Below are 17,796 nucleotides of genomic sequence, written 5' to 3'. Positions count from 1 at the left end.
TATTATTATTTTAAGTTCTCTGGGTTTAAAGCTTCTAATTCAGGTACAACGAAGCGTCCGTCTTTACGGATTAGTACGTCGTCGAAGTAAATTTCGCCACCGCCGTATTCAGGGCGCTGGATGCATACTAAATCCCAGTGAATGTTCGAGTTGTTGCCGTTCCATGCATCGTCGTAAGCTTGTCCAGGAGTGAAGTGGAAGCTGCCATCGATTTTTTCATCGAATAGGATGTCTCCCATTGGATGTAAGATGTATGGGTTTACGCCGATTGCGAACTCACCAACGTAGCGTGCACCTTCGTCTGTATCGAAGATTTTGTTAATGCGCTCTGTATCGTTTGCAGTTGCTTCAACGATTTGACCATTCTCAAACTTAAGTTGTACATTTTCAAATGTATAACCGTTGTAAGGAGATGGTGTGTTGTAAGAAACTGTACCGTTAACAGAATCACGAACTGGTGCAGAGTATACTTCACCGTCTGGAATGTTTAAATGACCTGAGCATTTAATTGCTGGAATGTCTTTAATAGAGAATGTTAAGTCAGTTCCGGGACCAGTTAAACGAACTTTATCTGTTTTATTCATTAATGTAACAAGGCTATCCATCGCCTTATCCATTTTACCGTAGTCTAAGTTACAAACTTCGAAGTAGAAGTCTTCGAAAGCTTCTGTACTCATTTTAGCAAGCTGTGCCATAGAAGCATTTGGGTAGCGAAGAACAACCCAGCGCGTTTTCGGAACGCGAATGTCTCTATGAACTTTTTTACCAACTGTTTGGCCATGAACTTTCATACGCTCACTTGGAACGTCAGCTTGTTCATTAATATTATCGCCAGAGCGAAGGCCGATATAAGCGTCCATGTCTTTCATTACGCTTGCTTCATATGCAGCGATTTGTTCGAAATGTTCTTCAGTAGCACCCATTAATAAAGAGCGATCTACTTGATGATCTTTTAAAGAGACGAATGGGAAACCACCAGCTGCATATGCTTCTTTTACAAGTGCAGTTACAAGTTCTTTTTGTAAGCCAAAGTTTTCAATTAATACTTTTTCACCTTTTTGTAAGCGGATAGAGTAGTTAATTAAATTGTATGCTAACTTTTCAATACGTGGATCTTTCATATGTAAAGCCTCCCTACTAATTATGTATCCTCTCCTATTGTAACCTACTTAGTGGAATTTGTTGAATGATTTATGTTACAGTTAACGAATAAGTATGAAAATTCTAATGATGAGATAGGGATTAGAATGAAACGGAAAATGATTGTATAATAGGGGAAAGTATGAAAAAGATAAAGGAAGTGATGAAATGCAAGTTCTTTTATATGTAAGTGCGGCTATTATCGCGGTTGCTTTCGCAGTATTAGTAGTGTATGTATGCAGAACGTTGTTATCGGTTCAGAAGACGTTAGAAAACGTTGCAAGCACGTTAGAAGGTTTAGAAAAACAAATGCAAGGAATTAGCGTAGAGACAGAGCAATTATTACATAAGACGAATGCGTTAGCTGATGATATTCAACAGAAGTCACAGTCATTAAATAAAGTGGTAGCGGGTGTAGATGGGATTGGAACGACAATCCAATCTTTAAATACGAAGCTTCGTAATGTATCAGACTCTGTAACGGATGAAATTGAAAATAACGCTGATAAAGTAGCGCAAGTTGTACAGTGGAGCAGTGCGGCGATTGAAGTATACAATCATTACCGTGCGTCGAGACAAGAGAAGAAGGTTGAAAAAGAAGAGCGTAAATTAGAAAGAATTGAGAAAAAAGCTGAAAAGAAAGAGAAGCGCTCTAGATTTCGTATGAGAGGTGAATCGTGATGAATATGACAAAACTTGAAACAATTGAAGAGCTTGAAGTCTTAGTAGAAAAGAATGAGCCGTATGTTCTTTTTAAACATAGTACGACATACCCGATTAGTCACGGTGCATACACAGAATTTCAAGCGTATTGCAGTGAAGAAAGAGCGGTACCAGCGTATTACTTATACGTACAAGACGCGAGAGATGTGTCGAATCGTGTTGCAGAACAGTACAGCATTAAACATGAATCTCCGCAAGTGTTATACATAAAAGATGGGATCGTAGTATGGAATACGTCTCATTGGAACATTAAAAAAGACGCTTTAGAAGAGAATATTAAGTAAAAAGAAGCAAGCTAAAGGTGCTTGCTTCTTTTTTTTGTTTTTGTTGAAATATATTTAATGGTACACTGTTATTAGTTCAAATTAAATAACTAGATTGTTGAAAGTAGGTTTTAAGTAATGAAGAAAATGGCATTATCCTTCGCGGTCGTAAGTTTATTACTGGGAGCTTGTAGTAACGATAGTAATACGATTAGTAAGAAGGATGAAGTTATACAAAAAGATACAAAAGAAAAAAGTATGATTCCGAGAACTGCTGTTTCTAAAGATTATTATAGAACTGTTATTCCTTTAAAAGAACAAAAGGTTATTAATACAGCTAATATAAAAACAAATTCTAAATTAGATTTAGCAGAGTATGAAAATGGTTTAATAAATATTGCAACGCAACAATTTGATACAGAGAGTCACGTACTGCAATTAAATCAGTATATTCCAGAGAAACTAGTTGATGAACTAGTTGCGAAAGTAGAAGCGCCAGTTTTGACGAATATTATAGAACAAGACTATTTTGGAAAACAGAATTCAAATGAATTAAGTTTATCTGGTGTTATGATTGGCTTAGCTATGTCTTCAAGTGTATCGAATGAAGAAGCTATGTCTAAAGGGTCTGAAGTTGCTAAACAACTTATTGAAGCTATTAACAAAAATGATAAGTATAACAAATCTCCAATTACGTTTGCTATCTTTAAGCAAGAAAGTACTAGTTCTTTAAAAAATGGTACGTATATTGCTAGTGCTACTGTTCAAAAGAATGATACGAACCTTGGAAATTGGAGTACAATTGATGAAAAGTCGTATTCATATCCTTCTGATGAATTTACACAAGCACATGGAGAAGATAATACAAAAATAAATAACTTTGCTAAGGAAATAAAAGGTTTTTCTAATGGAGATTTTATTCCAGTCAACGCTAAAGTTTCTTATAAGAAAGATCAAATGGATACATTAAATATGAATATTGTTATTAAATATAACGGTAAAACAGAATTAATGGCTCTTACCCAATTGGCTGCTCAAGGCATGTTAGACAAATTGCCTAAAGATGCGAAAGTACAATTACAGATTAAGTCCGAGAGTAAAATTGAGGCCGTTATTATAAAAGAGAAAAACAGTGATAAACCGTTTGTTTCCTTCTTGTAAAAAAGACAGTATGTAAACTGTCTTTTTTTTATTTTAAATAAAAATATACAATGTTTTTTGATAGTAATTCATTGCTGTATATCGTGTGACAATCGTATATGTATCAGCTATAATAAGTTATCTTAAAAAAGTAATATATAGGAATTTGAAAGAGGTGGCTTTCTTATGGCATCACAACAATTAGGTCGTTTACGTTCTAAAATTGATCAACTTAATTTACAAATATTAGAGTTACTAAACGAAAGAGGTCGTCTCGTACAAGAAGTTGGTAATTTAAAAGAAATACAAGGTGTGAAACGTTTTGATCCTGTACGTGAAAGAAATATGCTGGATTTAATTGCAGAGAATAATAATGGTCCATTTGAAACTTCGACTTTACAACATATTTTCAAACAAATTTTTCAAGCTGGTTTAGAATTACAAGAAGATGATCATCGTAAAGCATTACTTGTTTCTCGTAAGAAAAAAACAGAAGATACAATTGTTGAAATTAATGGTGAAAAAATTGGTGACGGAAATCAGCATTTTATTATGGGACCGTGTGCAGTGGAAAGTTATGAACAAGTACGTCAAGTTGCTGAAGCAATGAAAGAGCAAGGTCTGAAATTAATGCGTGGTGGTGCGTTCAAACCACGTACTTCACCGTATGATTTTCAAGGTCTTGGATTAGAGGGATTACAAATTTTGCGCCAGGTAGCAGATGAATATGATTTGGCTGTTATTAGTGAAATTTTAAATCCGAATGATATTGAGATGTCATTAGATTACGTTGATGTTATTCAAATTGGCGCTCGCAATATGCAAAACTTTGATTTGCTAAGGGCAGCTGGTGCTGTAAATAAACCAGTATTATTAAAACGTGGTCTATCAGCAACGATCGAAGAATTCATTAATGCGGCAGAATATATTATGGCAAAGGGAAATGGAAACATTATTTTATGTGAACGAGGTATTCGCACGTATGAAAGAGCGACGCGTAATACGCTTGATATTTCCGCTGTGCCGATTTTAAAGAAAGAAACACATTTACCTGTCGTTGTCGATGTAACGCATTCTACAGGGCGACGTGACCTTCTCTTACCAACTGCAAAAGCAGCGATGGCAATTGGTGCAGACGCAATTATGGCTGAAGTACATCCAGATCCAGCTGTAGCTTTATCAGATGCGGCGCAGCAAATGAATATACCGCAGTTCAATGATTTTATGAATGAATTAAAATCATTTGGAAGTAAATTATAAAAACTTTTAATGAGCTGTTCCAAGAAGGCATTTTGGAACAGCTTTCTCCTATTGTATAGCGACTGTCATTGTCGATTTTTGTTGATAAGTTGATATATTTAAAAAATCGCTGATATAATTAGAGTTGCGGTCGATATATTTGGAAAATCGCTGATATATTTCGAGTTACAGTCGATATATTCGAAAAATCGCCGATATAAATTTCATTTACTATCGTACTGTTTAAAATAAGATTTCTACTTAGGAAACATCTATTTTTTTACAAAAAATGCCCTTTTTTCATAAAAAATACGAAAATACGAGAAAAGAAGCGAATTTTTTCGAAACTTTTGCGGGAAAATATTGTATGAGCCTGCGTTTTTATCGTATCATTAGTAAAAGGAAGAACTCGGGACGATTGGTGGCATCTGCAAATAGAGTTGATGTCTTTTTTTCATTCAAGTAACCGATACATAAAAATAGATAACAAAAATAGAAGGAGTGTGCGATGAGATGAACGTAACAATATATGATGTAGCGCGCGAAGCAAACGTTTCAATGGCTACCGTATCACGCGTTGTGAACGGTAACCCAAATGTAAAGCCTACAACAAGAAAGAAAGTATTAGAAGCAATTGATCGTTTAGGATACCGCCCAAATGCGGTAGCACGTGGACTAGCAAGTAAGAAGACAACTACAGTAGGTGTTATTATTCCTGATATCTCAAATACGTTTTATGCAGAACTTGCACGTGGAATTGAAGATATCGCAACAATGTACAAATATAACATCATTTTAAGTAACTCTGATCAAAACAAAGAGAAAGAGTTCCATTTATTAAATACGATGCTTGGAAAACAAGTGGACGGAATTGTTTTCATGGGTGAAGATATTACAGACATTCACATTGAAGAATTTAAAAAATCTCCAGTACCAATTGTATTAGCAGCGTCATTTGATGAGCAAAATGAAACGCCATCAGTAAATATTGATTATACACAAGCAGCTTATGATGCAATGAAGCACTTTATTGAGCAAGGACATAAGCGTATCGGTTTCGTCTCTGGTCCTTTCATTGATAAAGCAGGAAGTGCGAAGAAGTTACAAGGTTATAAAAAAGCTCTAGAAGAAGCAAGTATTTCATATGATGAAAATCTTGTAATCGATGGAGATTACACATATGATTCAGGTATTGAAGCATTTGAAAAGCTTTGGAGCAATGATGAAAAGCCAACAGCAATCTTCGTGTCTTCTGATGAAATGGCACTAGGTGTAATCCATGCAGCACAAGACGCTGGACTAAACGTACCAACTGACGTAGAAGTACTTGGTTTCGATAATACACGTCTTGCATTAATGGTTCGTCCGCAGCTTTCAACAGTTGTTCAACCGATGTATGATATCGGTGCAGTAGCAATGCGTTTATTAACAAAGTATATGAACAAAGAAAAAGTGGAAGATCACACTGTTATCTTACCTCACCGTATCCAATTTAGAGATTCAACCAAGTAAGTATAAAAAAGCTCACAGCATTTGCTGTGAGCTTTTATTCGGATTCAGGATAGTATTTTTGTACGACTGTATCCACCGCTTTATTTTTCTTAACGTGTAAAAATCTTGCGTACAATTCTTTTCCAGTTTTAAAGGGGGTATCGTCTAATTCAAACACATGTAACACTTTTCGGAACGTCCACGTTACTTGCTCATCGTACATATTATCGTACATATCTTCAGATTGCATAGCAATTTTTTTACCAAGTTCGTGAGCATCCTCTAAACTGTTTGCTTTAACAAGAATAATGCTTTCTTCAAAAAGTGTATTGTGATTCTCTTCATAATGCCCATCAATTTTCGTAGAATTAGGCTCACTAGAATGAACAGACTCAAACAATAATTTTACAGCGTACATATTATGCTGCATGTTTCACTTTATAAACAATACTTGCGACAAGCGAAGCAGGTATTGTAAATACGTTACTTTGATAATGGTAATGTACTTGGGATTCTTCATAAGACATATTGTCATATAGTTCGTTTTGTGAGACATTCATTTTTTTCTGTTTTTCTTTGAGCATTTTAATGTAGTTGTACTGTATTGGGACGAGAATGATGAAATAAGCTAATACGATTAGTGAAATCCAAATCATTATGAACACTCCCTTACAAAGGATATTTGTATATGGTAATTATATCAATTTACATGAGGGATATCCATATTTTTCTAGTGGTCAATTTCTTTTCCAAAATGCAAAAAGTTCTTCAGGACTTCGTAAATTATGTTCAAGGCATGTTTGTGAAGTGCGTTTAAAATATCCTACAATATCATCTTCCAATTGAAATCCTCCCTAGTATATAGCTTACCTGGAAGAGTTCTCTATAGATTGTATGATTCCTTGTTATATGTCACATAAGTGTAAAAATAACTATTATAGGGCAATGTCATGTATAATAGAAAGAAAAGGCTTGTGAGGGGGGAAAAGAGATGATCGTTCTTTGGATAATTACGCTTTGTATGACTGCTATTTTTGCATATATGACGTTAAAACAAAATGGTTTAAAGCGATTTGTTCCAGGAAGTATTCTTGCAGGAATTGCCCTTATCACGTATGTAATTTCTATTTTTATTGAAAGTGTATCAGTAGATATGAGCAAAAGTTTAATGTTTATTGGTATTACACTATTTGCAGGTAGCATTATGGTACTTATGGTTGCTGGTATTATTTTGTTTATTCATATGAATTCGGAAACGTTATAGCATATAGAAAAGGCATGTCCCGAGGGACATGCCTTTTTATCCGTTCAATTATGCTCTATCTTTAGAAGAATTTTGTTGCTTTAATAAGTCACGAATTTCGCCAAGAAGTTCTTCTTCTTTTGTTGGTTCCGGAAGTGCCTCTTCTTTTTCTTCTTCTCTCTTAGATGTTAGTTTGTTGAATACTTTAACGAACATAAAGATAGCCGCTGCAATAATTAAGAAATCAAAAATAGTTTGGATGAAGTTACCGTACATAATAGATGATTTACCGAATGTAATTTTTAAATCTGTAAAGTCAACGCCACCTAATACCATACCAAGTAATGGTGTGATGATATCTTTTACTAAAGAACTAACGATTTTACCGAATGCAGCACCGATTACAACCCCGACAGCTAAATCGATTACATTCCCTTTGAAGGCGAATTTTTTAAACTCGTTCCACATGTGTTAATCCCATCCTTTCCACGATTCATTATGAAATTTATAATTCCTATCAACATATTCTATAGAAATTTGTGACAGAAATAAAGGGGGAATGGGAATGAAAGTAAATTCTGAAAAATGTATCCGTTTTAATTTTTGCTTACATTATCTAGTAGAGATTGCAATAGTTGCTGCGTTTTTAATCCTTCTAATCCATCTACAACAGGCTTTGTATCTCCGTGTACACATTCAATAAAATGACGAACAGCATCTTCAAAACCACGTTGTTTTAACGTCGTATCCCATGATGGGGAACCACTTTGTGAAACTGAGTTTTCCTGTTCAATTTCAAATGTATTCATATTTTTTACGCGAATGATTTTCCCTGGCGTTACAAGTTCAATTTGTTCTAAATTAGTACCGGCATGGCGATGCATTGCAGTAGAAAGTAATAGTCCACTTGGAGTTGTATATGTATGATGTCCGTAAAGAAGTTCATTCTTTTCATTGATTTGTATCATATTGTGAACGGCGTTAAGGTCATCATTAGCTAACCAGCGAGCAGTATCTACAATGTGTAAATAATCATCTAACATAGTGAAGTCGTACGTATATGGCCCGACTTTATTTGTACGATGCTTTTCAATGCGAATCCATGAAATATCATTAGCCTGTTCTTTGGCAGCGACATACATAGGAACGAATCTGCGATTAAATCCGACCATTAATTTTCGATTATACTTCTCGCTTAACTCGACTAGTTGCTCAGCTTGTTCCACTGTAGCTGCTAGTGGCTTATCAACATAAACGTCGATTCCCTTTTTCAGAAGTTCAGAAACGATTTCATAATGTGAAGCAGTTGAACTATGAACGAAGATTGCATCGCATTCCGAAGCTAACATTTCAATAGAATGAAAGTCTTGAATACGGTATTGCTGGCAAACTTGTTTTCTTTTCTCAGCGTTAGGTGTAAACGCCCCTACAAAATTCCAATCTGTTTCTTTTGTAAGTGTTGGAAGGTAGGCTTTTTGCGCAATACTTCCAAGTCCAATCATCCCAATTTTAGGTTTGTTCATGTGTATTCCCACCCTATTAATAGTAATGTAACGGGTTAAATGTAGCATAGGGCGGGGGAGGAAGGCAAAAAATAGCTTTTTACTTATTCCCTTCTAACAAAATCTTCTCTATCTCTTCAAAGTTATGAGCACGAGCATGCTCTAGCGGGGTAACACCATCGTTGTCTGGAATAGTTACATCTGCGCCGTGCTCAATAAGAAGGCGAATGACTTGTTGCTGTGTTTCGTTTCCGTTACTTAGTACGATGGCTTCCATTAAAGCTGTCCATCCCAGGTTATTTACATGATTTACATCAATATTTGTTCGAGTGAGGAGTTCTTTTATAACGTCAATATAGCCATGTTCTGAGGCTGGGATAAGAGCTGTTCCGCCGTAACGATTTGTAATCGTAGGATCTGCACCAGCATCAATTGTTAGTTTTAAAATGTCTAAGTAACCTTCCGCACCGGCGTATAGAAAGGGATTGTTTTTCATGTCATCTTGGATATTTACGTCAGCACCAGCTTCGATAAGTGCTTTTGCGGTTTTTACATCATTTTTGTATGTAGCAATCATAAGAGGGGTACGTCCTTGATTATCCGTCGCATTTATATTTGCACCTTGTTTTAGTAAAGATATAACAGTATTCGTTTCATTTTTTTCAGTAGCTGCTAGTAGTGCAGTCTCCATGTTTGTCATCTCCTTTTTGACTTCTTGTTCTTGCGAGCATCCTTGTAAAAAAATTACGCAACATATCATACTGAATGTTTTTTTGAACATGGAATTTCAACCTCCTAATTTCAACTGTAAAATAGGAACATTAAATTTTTATAAACTGACGCTAAAATTACTATAAAATTGCTTGAGTAATTGAACATATATTTTTATGCTTATAAATAATAAGGTTTGATAAAGTGAGGATTTAAGATATGTCTATTAAAACAAGGTTTTTATTTTCTTATATTGCTGTTATCCTCGTTTCCATTACGCTTATATTAGTCGCGGGATTTTTAATCGTTTTTTCGATAACAGGTGACTTGGAAGCAGTAAAAAATTTCTATAAAAGTTCTTATATTCAAAAGCCACTTACACCAGAAGAAGAGAATGCCTATCTTGAGTTGAAGTCAGCAGCTAAACAGCATCAATCTCAATTGTTAGATGAGTCGTTTGTCTCAGCAATAGAAAAAGAGGGTGTGAAAATAGTAGTAAGAAAAGGAGAAACACTTTCATATGCTTCAAACGTATTTGAAAGTGTATCTTTAAAAGAAGCCCTTCCGAAATTTGAAGCGGCAAATATTAATAGTCGTGGTACAACGGAACTAGGCGATACATTTTATCGATATGTAAAGTTTGATTTTTATTTTCCTCAGGAAGAAGAGGGAAGTATATTTGTACTAAAAAAGCAAAGTTCATTTGTAGATCTTACACAAAAATTATTTCCAATCTTATTCGTATCTCTCTTACTACTAGCCATTTTACTCATTGGATTATTAAGTTACCTCGTTTCAAGAAGTGTAATAAAACCAATTTTTGTATTGAAAGGCGCAACGGAGAAAATTAAAGAAGGAAATTTAGATTTTCAAATACCAGTTACATCACACGATGAAATAGGGCAATTAAATCAAGGATTTGAGGAAATGAGGAAGAGATTAAAAGAATCGATAGAGATGCAAACACAGTATGAAGAAAATAGAAAAGAGCTTATTTCAAACATCTCTCATGACTTAAAAACACCGATTACATCAATTATCGGATATGTAGAAGGAATAAAGGACGGGGTAGCAAATACGCCAGAAAAAATGGATAAGTATTTAACAACTATCCATACGAAGGCAAAACATATGGACACACTAATTGATGAACTCTTTTTGTTTTCGAAGCTCGATTTGAATCGAGTTCCCTTTCAGTTTGAAACGGTTGAATTAAATATGTTTATGCAAGAGTTAATCGAAGAGATGCAAATGGATTTAAGTAAAGAAGGTATAGAAGTTAACTTACAATTACATGCATCACCACTATATGTAACGGCTGATTGCGAAAAGATCAATAGAGTTATATCAAATTTAATTCATAATAGTGTGAAATACATGGATAAAGAAGAGAAGAAAATTACTGTAACAGTATCGAGTGATAATAATAAAGTTATTGTGAAAGTGATGGACAATGGATCAGGTATAGAATCTGATACATTGCCGTATATCTTTGAACGTTTTTATCGTGCAGAACAATCGCGGAATTCTAGCACAGGTGGAAGTGGACTTGGTTTAGCAATAGCGAAGCAAATTGTTGAAGAACATGGCGGGGAAATTTGGGCGGAAAGCGAGCTTGGTAAAGGGACAAGCATTTTCTTCTCATTGGAAAAAGTAGAGGAATGTGGTGAGTAAATTGAAAAGAATTTTACTAATAGAAGATGAAGTAAGTATTGCAGAATTACAGCGAGATTATTTAGAAATTAATGATTTCCAAGTTGATGTAGAGCATTCAGGAGAAATAGGTTTACAAACAGCCTTGCAAGAAGACTATGATTTAATTATTTTAGATATTATGCTTCCGAAAATGAACGGATTCGAAATTTGTAAACAAATACGTGCTGTAAAAGATATCCCGATTTTACTTGTTTCAGCAAAAAAAGAAGATATAGATAAAATTCGCGGACTCGGATTAGGAGCGGATGATTATATAACGAAACCGTTTAGCCCGAGTGAATTAGTCGCAAGAGTAAAAGCACATATTGCCCGTTATGAAAGATTATTAGGAAATGTGAGTAAGCAACGTGATACGCTATATATTCACGGAATTTCTATCGATCAACGAGCGAGGAAAGTTTTTATAAACAATGAAGAAATCGCGTTTACAACGAAGGAATTTGATTTATTGACATTCTTTGTAACGCATCCAAACCAAGTATTAAATAAAGAACAGTTATTTGAACGCATTTGGGGATTAGATTCCGCTGGTGATTTAGCCACTGTTGTCGTCCACATTAGAAAACTACGTGAAAAAATTGAAAGAGATCCTGCTCACCCGCAATACATTGAAACGGTATGGGGAGCTGGTTATCGTTTTAATGTGTAATATACCTGCCGAGTAATTGGCAGGTTTTTTATATGTTATTCGAATGAAAAGGAAGGAATAGGTAATTTATGTTAAAATGTAAAGAGAAACAAAACAGAGGAGAGCATGAGAGGGTGTGCTACATTTTGGGAGATACATTACAAGATAATAAATCAAACAAGGTCTTAAGGATTGGAACTAATATTATAATTATTTTATTAATTATTGGTGCAATACAAATGTTTTATGATAAAGATTATACAAATGATCATTTCGGCTGGTTATTTTTAGTATTAGGTTGGATAGTTAGAAGCATTTTTAATATTACGATAGGTTTAAAAGAAGGAGATAAAAAGTCAGTGTTGTTTGATGTAGGTTTGGTGCTCTTTTCCTTTTATCTTTTATTTTTATATAGTACGAAATATTTCTTCTGAAAATTTAGCTCATAGTCTTATAGAGACTGTGAGCTTTCCTTAATAATAACGGTACTGGCGTAATGATTTATAAAATGTTTGAGTAGTAGAAGTAAACTGAGCAGCTTCTTCTAAAAAAGGATAATGATTACTCTCTTCAAGTGTCACAAAAATAGAATTACGTATGCCCTCATGCATATCGATAGAATACTGAATCGGGCACTGCACATCGTGTCTTCCGCATATAATAAGGGTCTTTGTTTGGATGGAAGGTAAATTCTTTCTTAAATCAAATGAAAGATATTCATTGGTGAAAGCATTCATACGGCTAGCGGACATAGTTTTTTGGATTGGTTTACAAAAATAAGAATTGTAGTTTTCCGGTTTATATAATGATAATTTTGTTCTCTTAGTAGATAGCTCTTTCCGTTCTTCACTTGTAAGGAGAGGGTTTTTTAAGTTTTCGATGAGTTTTTGCATATAATGAAACTGCGGATGTTCTGGATGATAAATGCAAAAGGGTGTTTCGGTGTAGTTGCTTGCTGCAGCTCCTGCTACGACTAATGATTGTAAGGAATTTGGATATGTAATCGCATATAAAAGTCCAAGCATACCACCTGTTGAATGACCGGCGAAATGCCATGTTGGAAGTTGTAATACTTCTCGTATGGCTTCTAAGTCGTGGATTGTTTCAATCATGCTTAATTCGTTTTCTGACTGGGCGGTTACAGAGCGACCAGTATCTCGTAAATTAATGAGAAATACACGATGCGTAGCAGTAAAAACATCCGCAAAGTAATCCCCAGTTTCATTAAATTGTGAATAGTGATGTGTAATACAAAGCGATTCGCCATTTCCTTTTGTAAAGAGTTCAAATGTACCGCGTTTCGTGTTGATTATTTGTTGTGTCCACATAATATCACGACCTTTTCTCATAAAAGTTGGGCCAGACTGTTATAAAATGAAAATATATCAGCGATTATTAGAATATATCGGCGCAACTCGGAATATATCAGCGATTATCAAAATATATCGGCGTAACTCGGAATATATCAGCGATTATTAACATATATCGACTTACCGACAGAAAACGACAATAATAGCAAGCTTCAAATAAAAGGAGGCTATTCAAAAACGAGCCTCCTTTTCGTTTAGTATAAAGATTTTGTCATATTATTCCGAATAATTTCAAGGGATTTCGCTACAGTTAATGCGTTTTTTTCTTCAATTTCTGGTTTACGGGGGATAGGTTTATACATGTTGTCTGGATCTTCCCATGTGAGGGGAAGTTCTGTTTCTGCTTGTTCTTTCCAAGCTTCAATCCATTCTGGAGGGAGATAACCTGAGATGTTTTGGATGTTGTTCATTTCGAGCCAAATGAGTGCCCAAGCTCTTGGAACGACACGCCAGTGATCGTAGCCACCGCCGCCGACAGCAATCCAGCGACCGTCGCAATATTCGTTAGCGATTTCGCGAGCGAGCTTCGGTATTTCGCGGTAAATATTCATCGTCGCACAAAGATGTGTAAGTGGGTCATAATAATGTGCGTCAGCACCATTTTGCGTTAAAATAATATCCGGTTTAAAGTACGCTGCAACTTCTTTTACAACAGTTCGATATGATTCTAAGAATGATTCATCTTCTGTAAAAGCATCGAGTGGAACGTTAAAAGAATAACTATAACCATTACCTTGTCCACGTTCGTTTACAGCGCCAGTTCCAGGGAATAAATAGCGACCAGTTTCATGCAGTGAAATGGTGCATACGTTAGGGTCATCATAAAACGACCACTGTACGCCATCACCGTGATGAGCATCTGTATCAATATATAAGACGCGTAAACCGTATTTCTTCTGAATATACTTCATTGCTATGGAGCTATCGTTATAAATACAAAAGCCAGATGCTTTACCGCGGAAGCCATGATGTAAGCCGCCTCCTAAGTTAAGCGCGTGTTTTACTTTTCCGGAAAGAACAGCATCGACAGCTGTTAACGTACCACCAACGAGCAATGCACTTGCTTCGTGCATATTTGGGAACATTGGTGTATCTTCTGTTCCGAGTCCATATGTCATCGCAATTGATTTTTCTAACTTTCCTTCTCCAGCACGTTTTACCGCATTTATGTACTCCTCTGTATGAATGTAGGCAATCTCTTTATCTGTAGCCATCCGTGGTGAGATGATTTGAGAGGGAGAGATGAAACCGCCCTTTTGTAATAAATCATACGTAAGTGTGACGCGCAGTTGGTTAAAGGGATGATCAGGGCTAAATGAATAGCCCCGAAAGTCATCCGAATAAATAAACGCGCTACTCATGCCTGCATCCCCATGATGTTTGGCCATAATACGCGGTAACCTTCTGCTTCAAGTGCATCAATCACTTTTAGAGGATTCATCGTTTGAATGCGGAAAACGAGTACTTTATCATTCTCGTCTTTTGCTGGGTAGACGAGAACGCTCACGATATTTATTTGTAAATCACTAAAAATAGCAACGACTTTTCCAAGAATACCAGGTTCGTTTTTTACTTGAATTTCAATTTGCGAACTTGGTTGATGTGCTCCTGTTAATTTTACTAATGTGTGCAGTACTGTAGATTCAGAAATGATTCCAACTAACTTCCCGGCCTTTGTAACAGGAAGACAGCCAATTTTATTTTCAAAAAATAAAGTAGCAATTTCCTCAACGAAATCGAGAGGATGGCAAGTCATAACAGGATGTTTCATAATAAGTTCGAGCGGTTGCTGTAGCATATCGAGTGAAACTTGTTCATCTAGAATAGACGGACTTGCATCTCTTACATCCCGATCAGAAATAATGCCTACGACGTGATTATTTTGATCGACAATTGGAATGTGCCGAATGCCTTTCGTGCGTATCGTTCGGATTGCTGTTTCGATTGTATCGTTTGGATGTAATGTAACTACATTTTGATTCATAATTTCTTCTACAATCATTCCAGTTGCCCCCTTTATTAATACATAAAACGATTGTGAAAACGTAGACGATCAAAAGCTTGAATAGAATCCGTATCAACGCGTTTACCGATGCGGACCATTAAACAGTTGGCAGGATGTGAACAAATTTCAGGATCGTCTGTAGCCATCCATTGTAACCCGCCAGCATTCATCATCTTCTCCATTACTTTTCGGTATTCCCACACATTCAATCCTGTTTGTTTCAAATCCCAGTGCCAATAATATTCAGTCGTCAATATAATGTAATCTTCCATATAATCGTCCATCATAGAAACCTCTAGTAAGTTCTTTCCGACAGAACTCCCGCGGAAGGCTGGGACTACTTCAATTGCCCCAAGCTCAATTAAGTTTTCCATTTTTCCTTCTGACCATCGTTCAAGTGGATCAGGATACAAGTATGTAACATATCCAACAATTGTTTGGTCATGTCTAGCAATAATGAGACGAGCTTCTGGTAATTTAGAAATTTCGACAATTGCTTTATATTGTTGCTCGGCAGGACGAAACGCAATTAAGTCTGGATGAAACTCATACATTTCTAAGTTATGTGTAGAGACAGGACCTTCAATAATTAAAGTGCCTTTCGCTGTTTTTAAGTTTCTAGCATTATATATTTTTTTATGAATCAATGTATTGCTCACCACCTTGAGGGTTTGTGAATCTATTAATATCGTACTTTATAATATATGCGATGTGAATCGAAATTTGTCATTAAAAATTTGTCTAAAAATCAACAAATATACTGAAAATTTTAAATAATGTCATTATAATAGATAATAGAATACATAGGAGGGGGATGTAAAGTATGAAAGTAGAAACGCTTCCTGTCATTAAAGGAGAAAATAATTTGCCGAATTATGATGAGGCATACGCGAATTTTAACTGGGAAGAGGTTAATAAAAACTTTACTTGGAATGAAACAGGCCGAGTAAATATGGCGTATGAGGCAATTGATAAGCATGCGAAATCCGATCGAAAGAATAAAGTAGCTCTTTATTATCAAGATGGATCGCGAAAAGAGAAATATACATTTAAGGAAATGAAGGATTTTTCTAATAAAGCAGGAAACGTCCTTAAGAATTATGGTGATGTAGAAAAAGGCGATCGCGTTTTTATTTTTATGCCACGTTCTCCAGAGTTATATTTCGCACTTTTAGGTGCAGTGAAATTAGGAGCAATTGTTGGACCGCTATTTGAAGCATTTATGGAAGGCGCAGTTCGCGATCGCTTAGAAGATAGCGAAGCAAAGGTGTTAATTACAACGCCTGAATTGTTAGAGCGCGTACCATTAAATGATTTACCGGCTTTAAAAACAGTTTTCCTTGTTGGAGATAATGTAGAAGAAGGCGGTAAAACGGTAGCGTTCAATCCTTTATTTGAACAAGCTTCAAAAGAATTACATATTGAATGGTTAGGCCGTGAAGACGGCTTGATTCTACATTACACGTCTGGTTCTACTGGTAAGCCAAAAGGTGTGCTTCATGCGCAAAACGCAATGGTTCAGCACTATCAAACGGCGAAGTGGGTATTGGATTTAAAAGAAGACGATGTATATTGGTGTACTGCTGACCCGGGCTGGGTAACTGGAACAGCTTACGGTATTTTCGCACCGTGGTTAGTTGGAGCGTCAAACGTTATTTTAGGTGGACGCTTTAGTCCAGAAGCTTGGTATGAAGCACTGCAAGATTACGGTGTGACGGTTTGGTACAGCGCACCAACAGCATTCCGTATGTTAATGGGAGCTGGACAAGACGCAATTAAAAAATATGACTTATCACAAGTTCGTCACGTATTAAGCGTTGGTGAGCCGTTAAATCCAGAAGTAATTCGCTGGGGTATGAACGCATTTGGACTTCGTATTCATGATACGTGGTGGATGACAGAAACAGGTGGACAAGTTATTTGTAACTACCCTTGTATGGAAATCCGTCCAGGTTCAATGGGTAAACCAATTCCAGGTGTGAAAGCAGCGATTGTTGATAATGAAGGAAATGAAGTGCCTCCTTACACAATGGGTAACTTAGCAATTGCGAAAGGTTGGCCATCTATGATGCGCGGGATCTGGAATAACCAGCAAAAATATGAATCTTATTTCATGCCGGGAGATTGGTACGTATCAGGCGACTCTGCCTATATGGATGAAGATGGATACTTCTGGTTCCAAGGACGTATTGACGATGTAATTATGACGTCAGGTGAGCGCGTTGGTCCGTTTGAAGTAGAAAGTAAATTAATCGAGCATGCTGCTGTTGCAGAAGCCGGTGTAATTGGTATTCCTGATCCGGTGCGCGGCGAAATTATTAAAGCATTTATCGCACTTCGAGCAGGATACGAACCATCTGATGAATTAAAAGAAGAAATTCGTCAATTTGTAAAGAAAGGCCTAGCAGCTCATGCAGCGCCGAGACAAATTGAATTTAGAGATAAATTACCGAAAACGAGAAGTGGTAAAATTATGCGCCGCGTATTAAAAGCGTGGGAGTTAAACTTACCAACAGGTGACTTATCAACGATGGAAGATTAAGAGAGAAAGGTCTGAACGAAAAATGTTCAGGCCTTTCTTTTTTATGATATCATGAACTTATATATATAAGTTAAAGGGGGTAG

20 protein-coding genes are annotated in these 17,796 nt (G+C 36.1%); 10 read left to right on the top strand and 10 right to left on the bottom strand.

The features are described 5' to 3' along the window. Nucleotides 1-5: 5 nt before the first annotated feature. Nucleotides 6-1,121 (bottom strand): aminopeptidase, encoded by a 1,116-nt coding sequence (locus F3I02_RS08085; protein ID WP_000654731.1) that lies wholly within the window; start codon nt 1,119-1,121, stop codon nt 6-8. A 187-nt stretch (nt 1,122-1,308) separates the two neighbouring features. Here F3I02_RS08085 and F3I02_RS08080 point away from each other — a divergent pair, with 187 nt between their 5' ends. The 5 genes from F3I02_RS08080 (at nt 1,309) to ccpA (ending at nt 6,017) form a co-directional block, all read left to right on the top strand. After that, complete coding sequence (locus F3I02_RS08080) at nt 1,309-1,821, top strand: DUF948 domain-containing protein (RefSeq protein WP_001197720.1); 513 nt, start codon at nt 1,309-1,311, stop codon at nt 1,819-1,821. Then, nucleotides 1,821-2,147: a bacillithiol system redox-active protein YtxJ gene (gene ytxJ / locus F3I02_RS08075; RefSeq protein WP_196477811.1), complete on the top strand. Its 327-nt coding sequence runs from the start codon at nt 1,821-1,823 to the stop codon at nt 2,145-2,147. Before F3I02_RS08080 ends, ytxJ begins: the two co-directional genes overlap by 1 nt. Nucleotides 2,148-2,264: 117 nt before the next feature. Then, a complete protein-coding gene (locus tag F3I02_RS08070) occupies nt 2,265-3,287 on the top strand; it encodes a CamS family sex pheromone protein (protein ID WP_000738000.1) in 1,023 nt (340 codons plus the stop codon). Between the two features lie 165 nt (nt 3,288-3,452). After that, nucleotides 3,453-4,526 carry a bifunctional 3-deoxy-7-phosphoheptulonate synthase/chorismate mutase gene (locus tag F3I02_RS08065; protein ID WP_000168215.1) on the top strand — a complete coding sequence of 358 codons (1,074 nt, stop codon included), beginning with the start codon at nt 3,453-3,455 and terminating at the stop codon, nt 4,524-4,526. Nucleotides 4,527-5,018: 492 nt separating this feature from the next. Next, nucleotides 5,019-6,017, top strand: coding sequence for a catabolite control protein A (gene ccpA / locus F3I02_RS08060; protein WP_001103300.1), 999 nt, complete (start codon nt 5,019-5,021; stop codon nt 6,015-6,017). Between the two features lie 34 nt (nt 6,018-6,051). Here the strand turns inward: ccpA and F3I02_RS08055 are convergent, their stop codons facing one another. Continuing rightward, entirely contained in the window at nt 6,052-6,414 is a 363-nt protein-coding gene (locus tag F3I02_RS08055) for a DUF4288 domain-containing protein (RefSeq protein ID WP_196477810.1), read from the bottom strand. A gap of 1 nt (nt 6,415) precedes the next feature. Beyond that, complete coding sequence (locus F3I02_RS08050) at nt 6,416-6,652, bottom strand: DUF3949 domain-containing protein (RefSeq protein WP_000637900.1); 237 nt, start codon at nt 6,650-6,652, stop codon at nt 6,416-6,418. 335 nt (nt 6,653-6,987) lie between these two features. On the opposite strand from F3I02_RS08050, the gene F3I02_RS08045 reads away from it, so the two are divergent. Further along, nucleotides 6,988-7,260 carry a DUF3917 domain-containing protein gene (locus tag F3I02_RS08045; RefSeq protein ID WP_000636586.1) on the top strand — a complete coding sequence of 91 codons (273 nt, stop codon included), beginning with the start codon at nt 6,988-6,990 and terminating at the stop codon, nt 7,258-7,260. Nucleotides 7,261-7,308: 48 nt separating this feature from the next. On the opposite strand, the gene mscL is transcribed toward F3I02_RS08045, so the two are convergent. The 3 genes from mscL to F3I02_RS08030 form a co-directional block, all read right to left on the bottom strand. After that, the gene (gene mscL / locus F3I02_RS08040) at nt 7,309-7,707 is read right to left on the bottom strand and encodes a large-conductance mechanosensitive channel protein MscL (RefSeq protein ID WP_000266999.1); all 399 of its coding nucleotides are present in this window, start codon (nt 7,705-7,707) and stop codon (nt 7,309-7,311) included. 128 nt (nt 7,708-7,835) lie between these two features. Then, complete coding sequence (locus tag F3I02_RS08035) at nt 7,836-8,762, bottom strand: Gfo/Idh/MocA family protein (protein ID WP_001039692.1); 927 nt, start codon at nt 8,760-8,762, stop codon at nt 7,836-7,838. Between the two features lie 79 nt (nt 8,763-8,841). Continuing rightward, nucleotides 8,842-9,522: an ankyrin repeat domain-containing protein gene (locus tag F3I02_RS08030; protein ID WP_196477809.1), complete on the bottom strand. Its 681-nt coding sequence runs from the start codon at nt 9,520-9,522 to the stop codon at nt 8,842-8,844. Nucleotides 9,523-9,671: 149 nt separating this feature from the next. On the opposite strand from F3I02_RS08030, the gene F3I02_RS08025 reads away from it, so the two are divergent. The 3 genes from F3I02_RS08025 to F3I02_RS08015 all read left to right on the top strand — a co-directional run bounded on the left by F3I02_RS08025 (nt 9,672) and on the right by F3I02_RS08015 (nt 12,230). Continuing rightward, nucleotides 9,672-11,126, top strand: coding sequence for a sensor histidine kinase (locus tag F3I02_RS08025; RefSeq protein ID WP_000023862.1), 1,455 nt, complete (start codon nt 9,672-9,674; stop codon nt 11,124-11,126). Nucleotide 11,127: 1 nt separating this feature from the next. Further along, a complete protein-coding gene (locus F3I02_RS08020) occupies nt 11,128-11,817 on the top strand; it encodes a response regulator transcription factor (protein ID WP_033673118.1) in 690 nt (229 codons plus the stop codon). A gap of 125 nt (nt 11,818-11,942) precedes the next feature. Next, nucleotides 11,943-12,230 (top strand): hypothetical protein, encoded by a 288-nt coding sequence (locus tag F3I02_RS08015; protein WP_000502934.1) that lies wholly within the window; start codon nt 11,943-11,945, stop codon nt 12,228-12,230. 39 nt (nt 12,231-12,269) lie between these two features. On the opposite strand, the gene F3I02_RS08010 is transcribed toward F3I02_RS08015, so the two are convergent. From F3I02_RS08010 to acuA, 4 genes are all read right to left on the bottom strand, one after another. Beyond that, nucleotides 12,270-13,145, bottom strand: a complete 876-nt coding sequence (locus F3I02_RS08010; RefSeq protein ID WP_196477808.1) for an alpha/beta fold hydrolase — start codon at nt 13,143-13,145, stop codon at nt 12,270-12,272. A gap of 215 nt (nt 13,146-13,360) precedes the next feature. Beyond that, complete coding sequence (acuC, locus tag F3I02_RS08005; protein WP_080345739.1) at nt 13,361-14,527, bottom strand: acetoin utilization protein AcuC; 1,167 nt, start codon at nt 14,525-14,527, stop codon at nt 13,361-13,363. Continuing rightward, entirely contained in the window at nt 14,524-15,168 is a 645-nt protein-coding gene (locus F3I02_RS08000; RefSeq protein ID WP_000634583.1) for an acetoin utilization AcuB family protein, read from the bottom strand. The genes acuC and F3I02_RS08000 overlap by 4 nt, the downstream gene beginning before the upstream one ends. A gap of 17 nt (nt 15,169-15,185) precedes the next feature. Then, nucleotides 15,186-15,818, bottom strand: coding sequence for an acetoin utilization protein acetyltransferase AcuA (gene acuA / locus F3I02_RS07995; RefSeq protein ID WP_000581388.1), 633 nt, complete (start codon nt 15,816-15,818; stop codon nt 15,186-15,188). 176 nt (nt 15,819-15,994) lie between these two features. Here acuA and acsA point away from each other — a divergent pair, with 176 nt between their 5' ends. Next, a complete protein-coding gene (acsA, locus tag F3I02_RS07990; protein WP_000862049.1) occupies nt 15,995-17,713 on the top strand; it encodes an acetate--CoA ligase in 1,719 nt (572 codons plus the stop codon). The last annotated feature ends 83 nt before the right edge of the window (nt 17,714-17,796 follow it).

Source organism: Bacillus sp. SRB3LM, from assembly GCF_015712745.1.
GTDB lineage: Bacteria > Bacillota > Bacilli > Bacillales > Bacillaceae_G > Bacillus_A > Bacillus_A thuringiensis_K.
The sequence above is the reverse complement of the archived record's forward strand: the minus strand, read 5'-3'. Positions and strand labels throughout refer to the sequence as shown.

Coding starts and splice junctions, on each gene's coding strand:
- F3I02_RS08050 (WP_000637900.1), bottom strand. CDS start 6,652: ATGATTTGGATTTCACTAATCGTATTAGCTTATTTCATCATTCTCGTC.
- F3I02_RS08070 (WP_000738000.1), top strand. CDS start 2,265: ATGAAGAAAATGGCATTATCCTTCGCGGTCGTAAGTTTATTACTGGGA.
- F3I02_RS08030 (WP_196477809.1), bottom strand. CDS start 9,522: ATGTTCAAAAAAACATTCAGTATGATATGTTGCGTAATTTTTTTACAA.
- F3I02_RS08085 (WP_000654731.1), bottom strand. CDS start 1,121: ATGAAAGATCCACGTATTGAAAAGTTAGCATACAATTTAATTAACTAC.
- acuC (WP_080345739.1), bottom strand. CDS start 14,527: ATGAGTAGCGCGTTTATTTATTCGGATGACTTTCGGGGCTATTCATTT.
- F3I02_RS08035 (WP_001039692.1), bottom strand. CDS start 8,762: ATGAACAAACCTAAAATTGGGATGATTGGACTTGGAAGTATTGCGCAA.
- F3I02_RS08025 (WP_000023862.1), top strand. CDS start 9,672: ATGTCTATTAAAACAAGGTTTTTATTTTCTTATATTGCTGTTATCCTC.
- mscL (WP_000266999.1), bottom strand. CDS start 7,707: ATGTGGAACGAGTTTAAAAAATTCGCCTTCAAAGGGAATGTAATCGAT.
- ytxJ (WP_196477811.1), top strand. CDS start 1,821: ATGAATATGACAAAACTTGAAACAATTGAAGAGCTTGAAGTCTTAGTA.
- ccpA (WP_001103300.1), top strand. CDS start 5,019: ATGAACGTAACAATATATGATGTAGCGCGCGAAGCAAACGTTTCAATG.
- acsA (WP_000862049.1), top strand. CDS start 15,995: ATGAAAGTAGAAACGCTTCCTGTCATTAAAGGAGAAAATAATTTGCCG.
- F3I02_RS08000 (WP_000634583.1), bottom strand. CDS start 15,168: ATGATTGTAGAAGAAATTATGAATCAAAATGTAGTTACATTACATCCA.
- F3I02_RS08055 (WP_196477810.1), bottom strand. CDS start 6,414: ATGTACGCTGTAAAATTATTGTTTGAGTCTGTTCATTCTAGTGAGCCT.
- F3I02_RS08065 (WP_000168215.1), top strand. CDS start 3,453: ATGGCATCACAACAATTAGGTCGTTTACGTTCTAAAATTGATCAACTT.
- F3I02_RS08080 (WP_001197720.1), top strand. CDS start 1,309: ATGCAAGTTCTTTTATATGTAAGTGCGGCTATTATCGCGGTTGCTTTC.
- F3I02_RS08010 (WP_196477808.1), bottom strand. CDS start 13,145: ATGAGAAAAGGTCGTGATATTATGTGGACACAACAAATAATCAACACG.
- F3I02_RS08045 (WP_000636586.1), top strand. CDS start 6,988: ATGATCGTTCTTTGGATAATTACGCTTTGTATGACTGCTATTTTTGCA.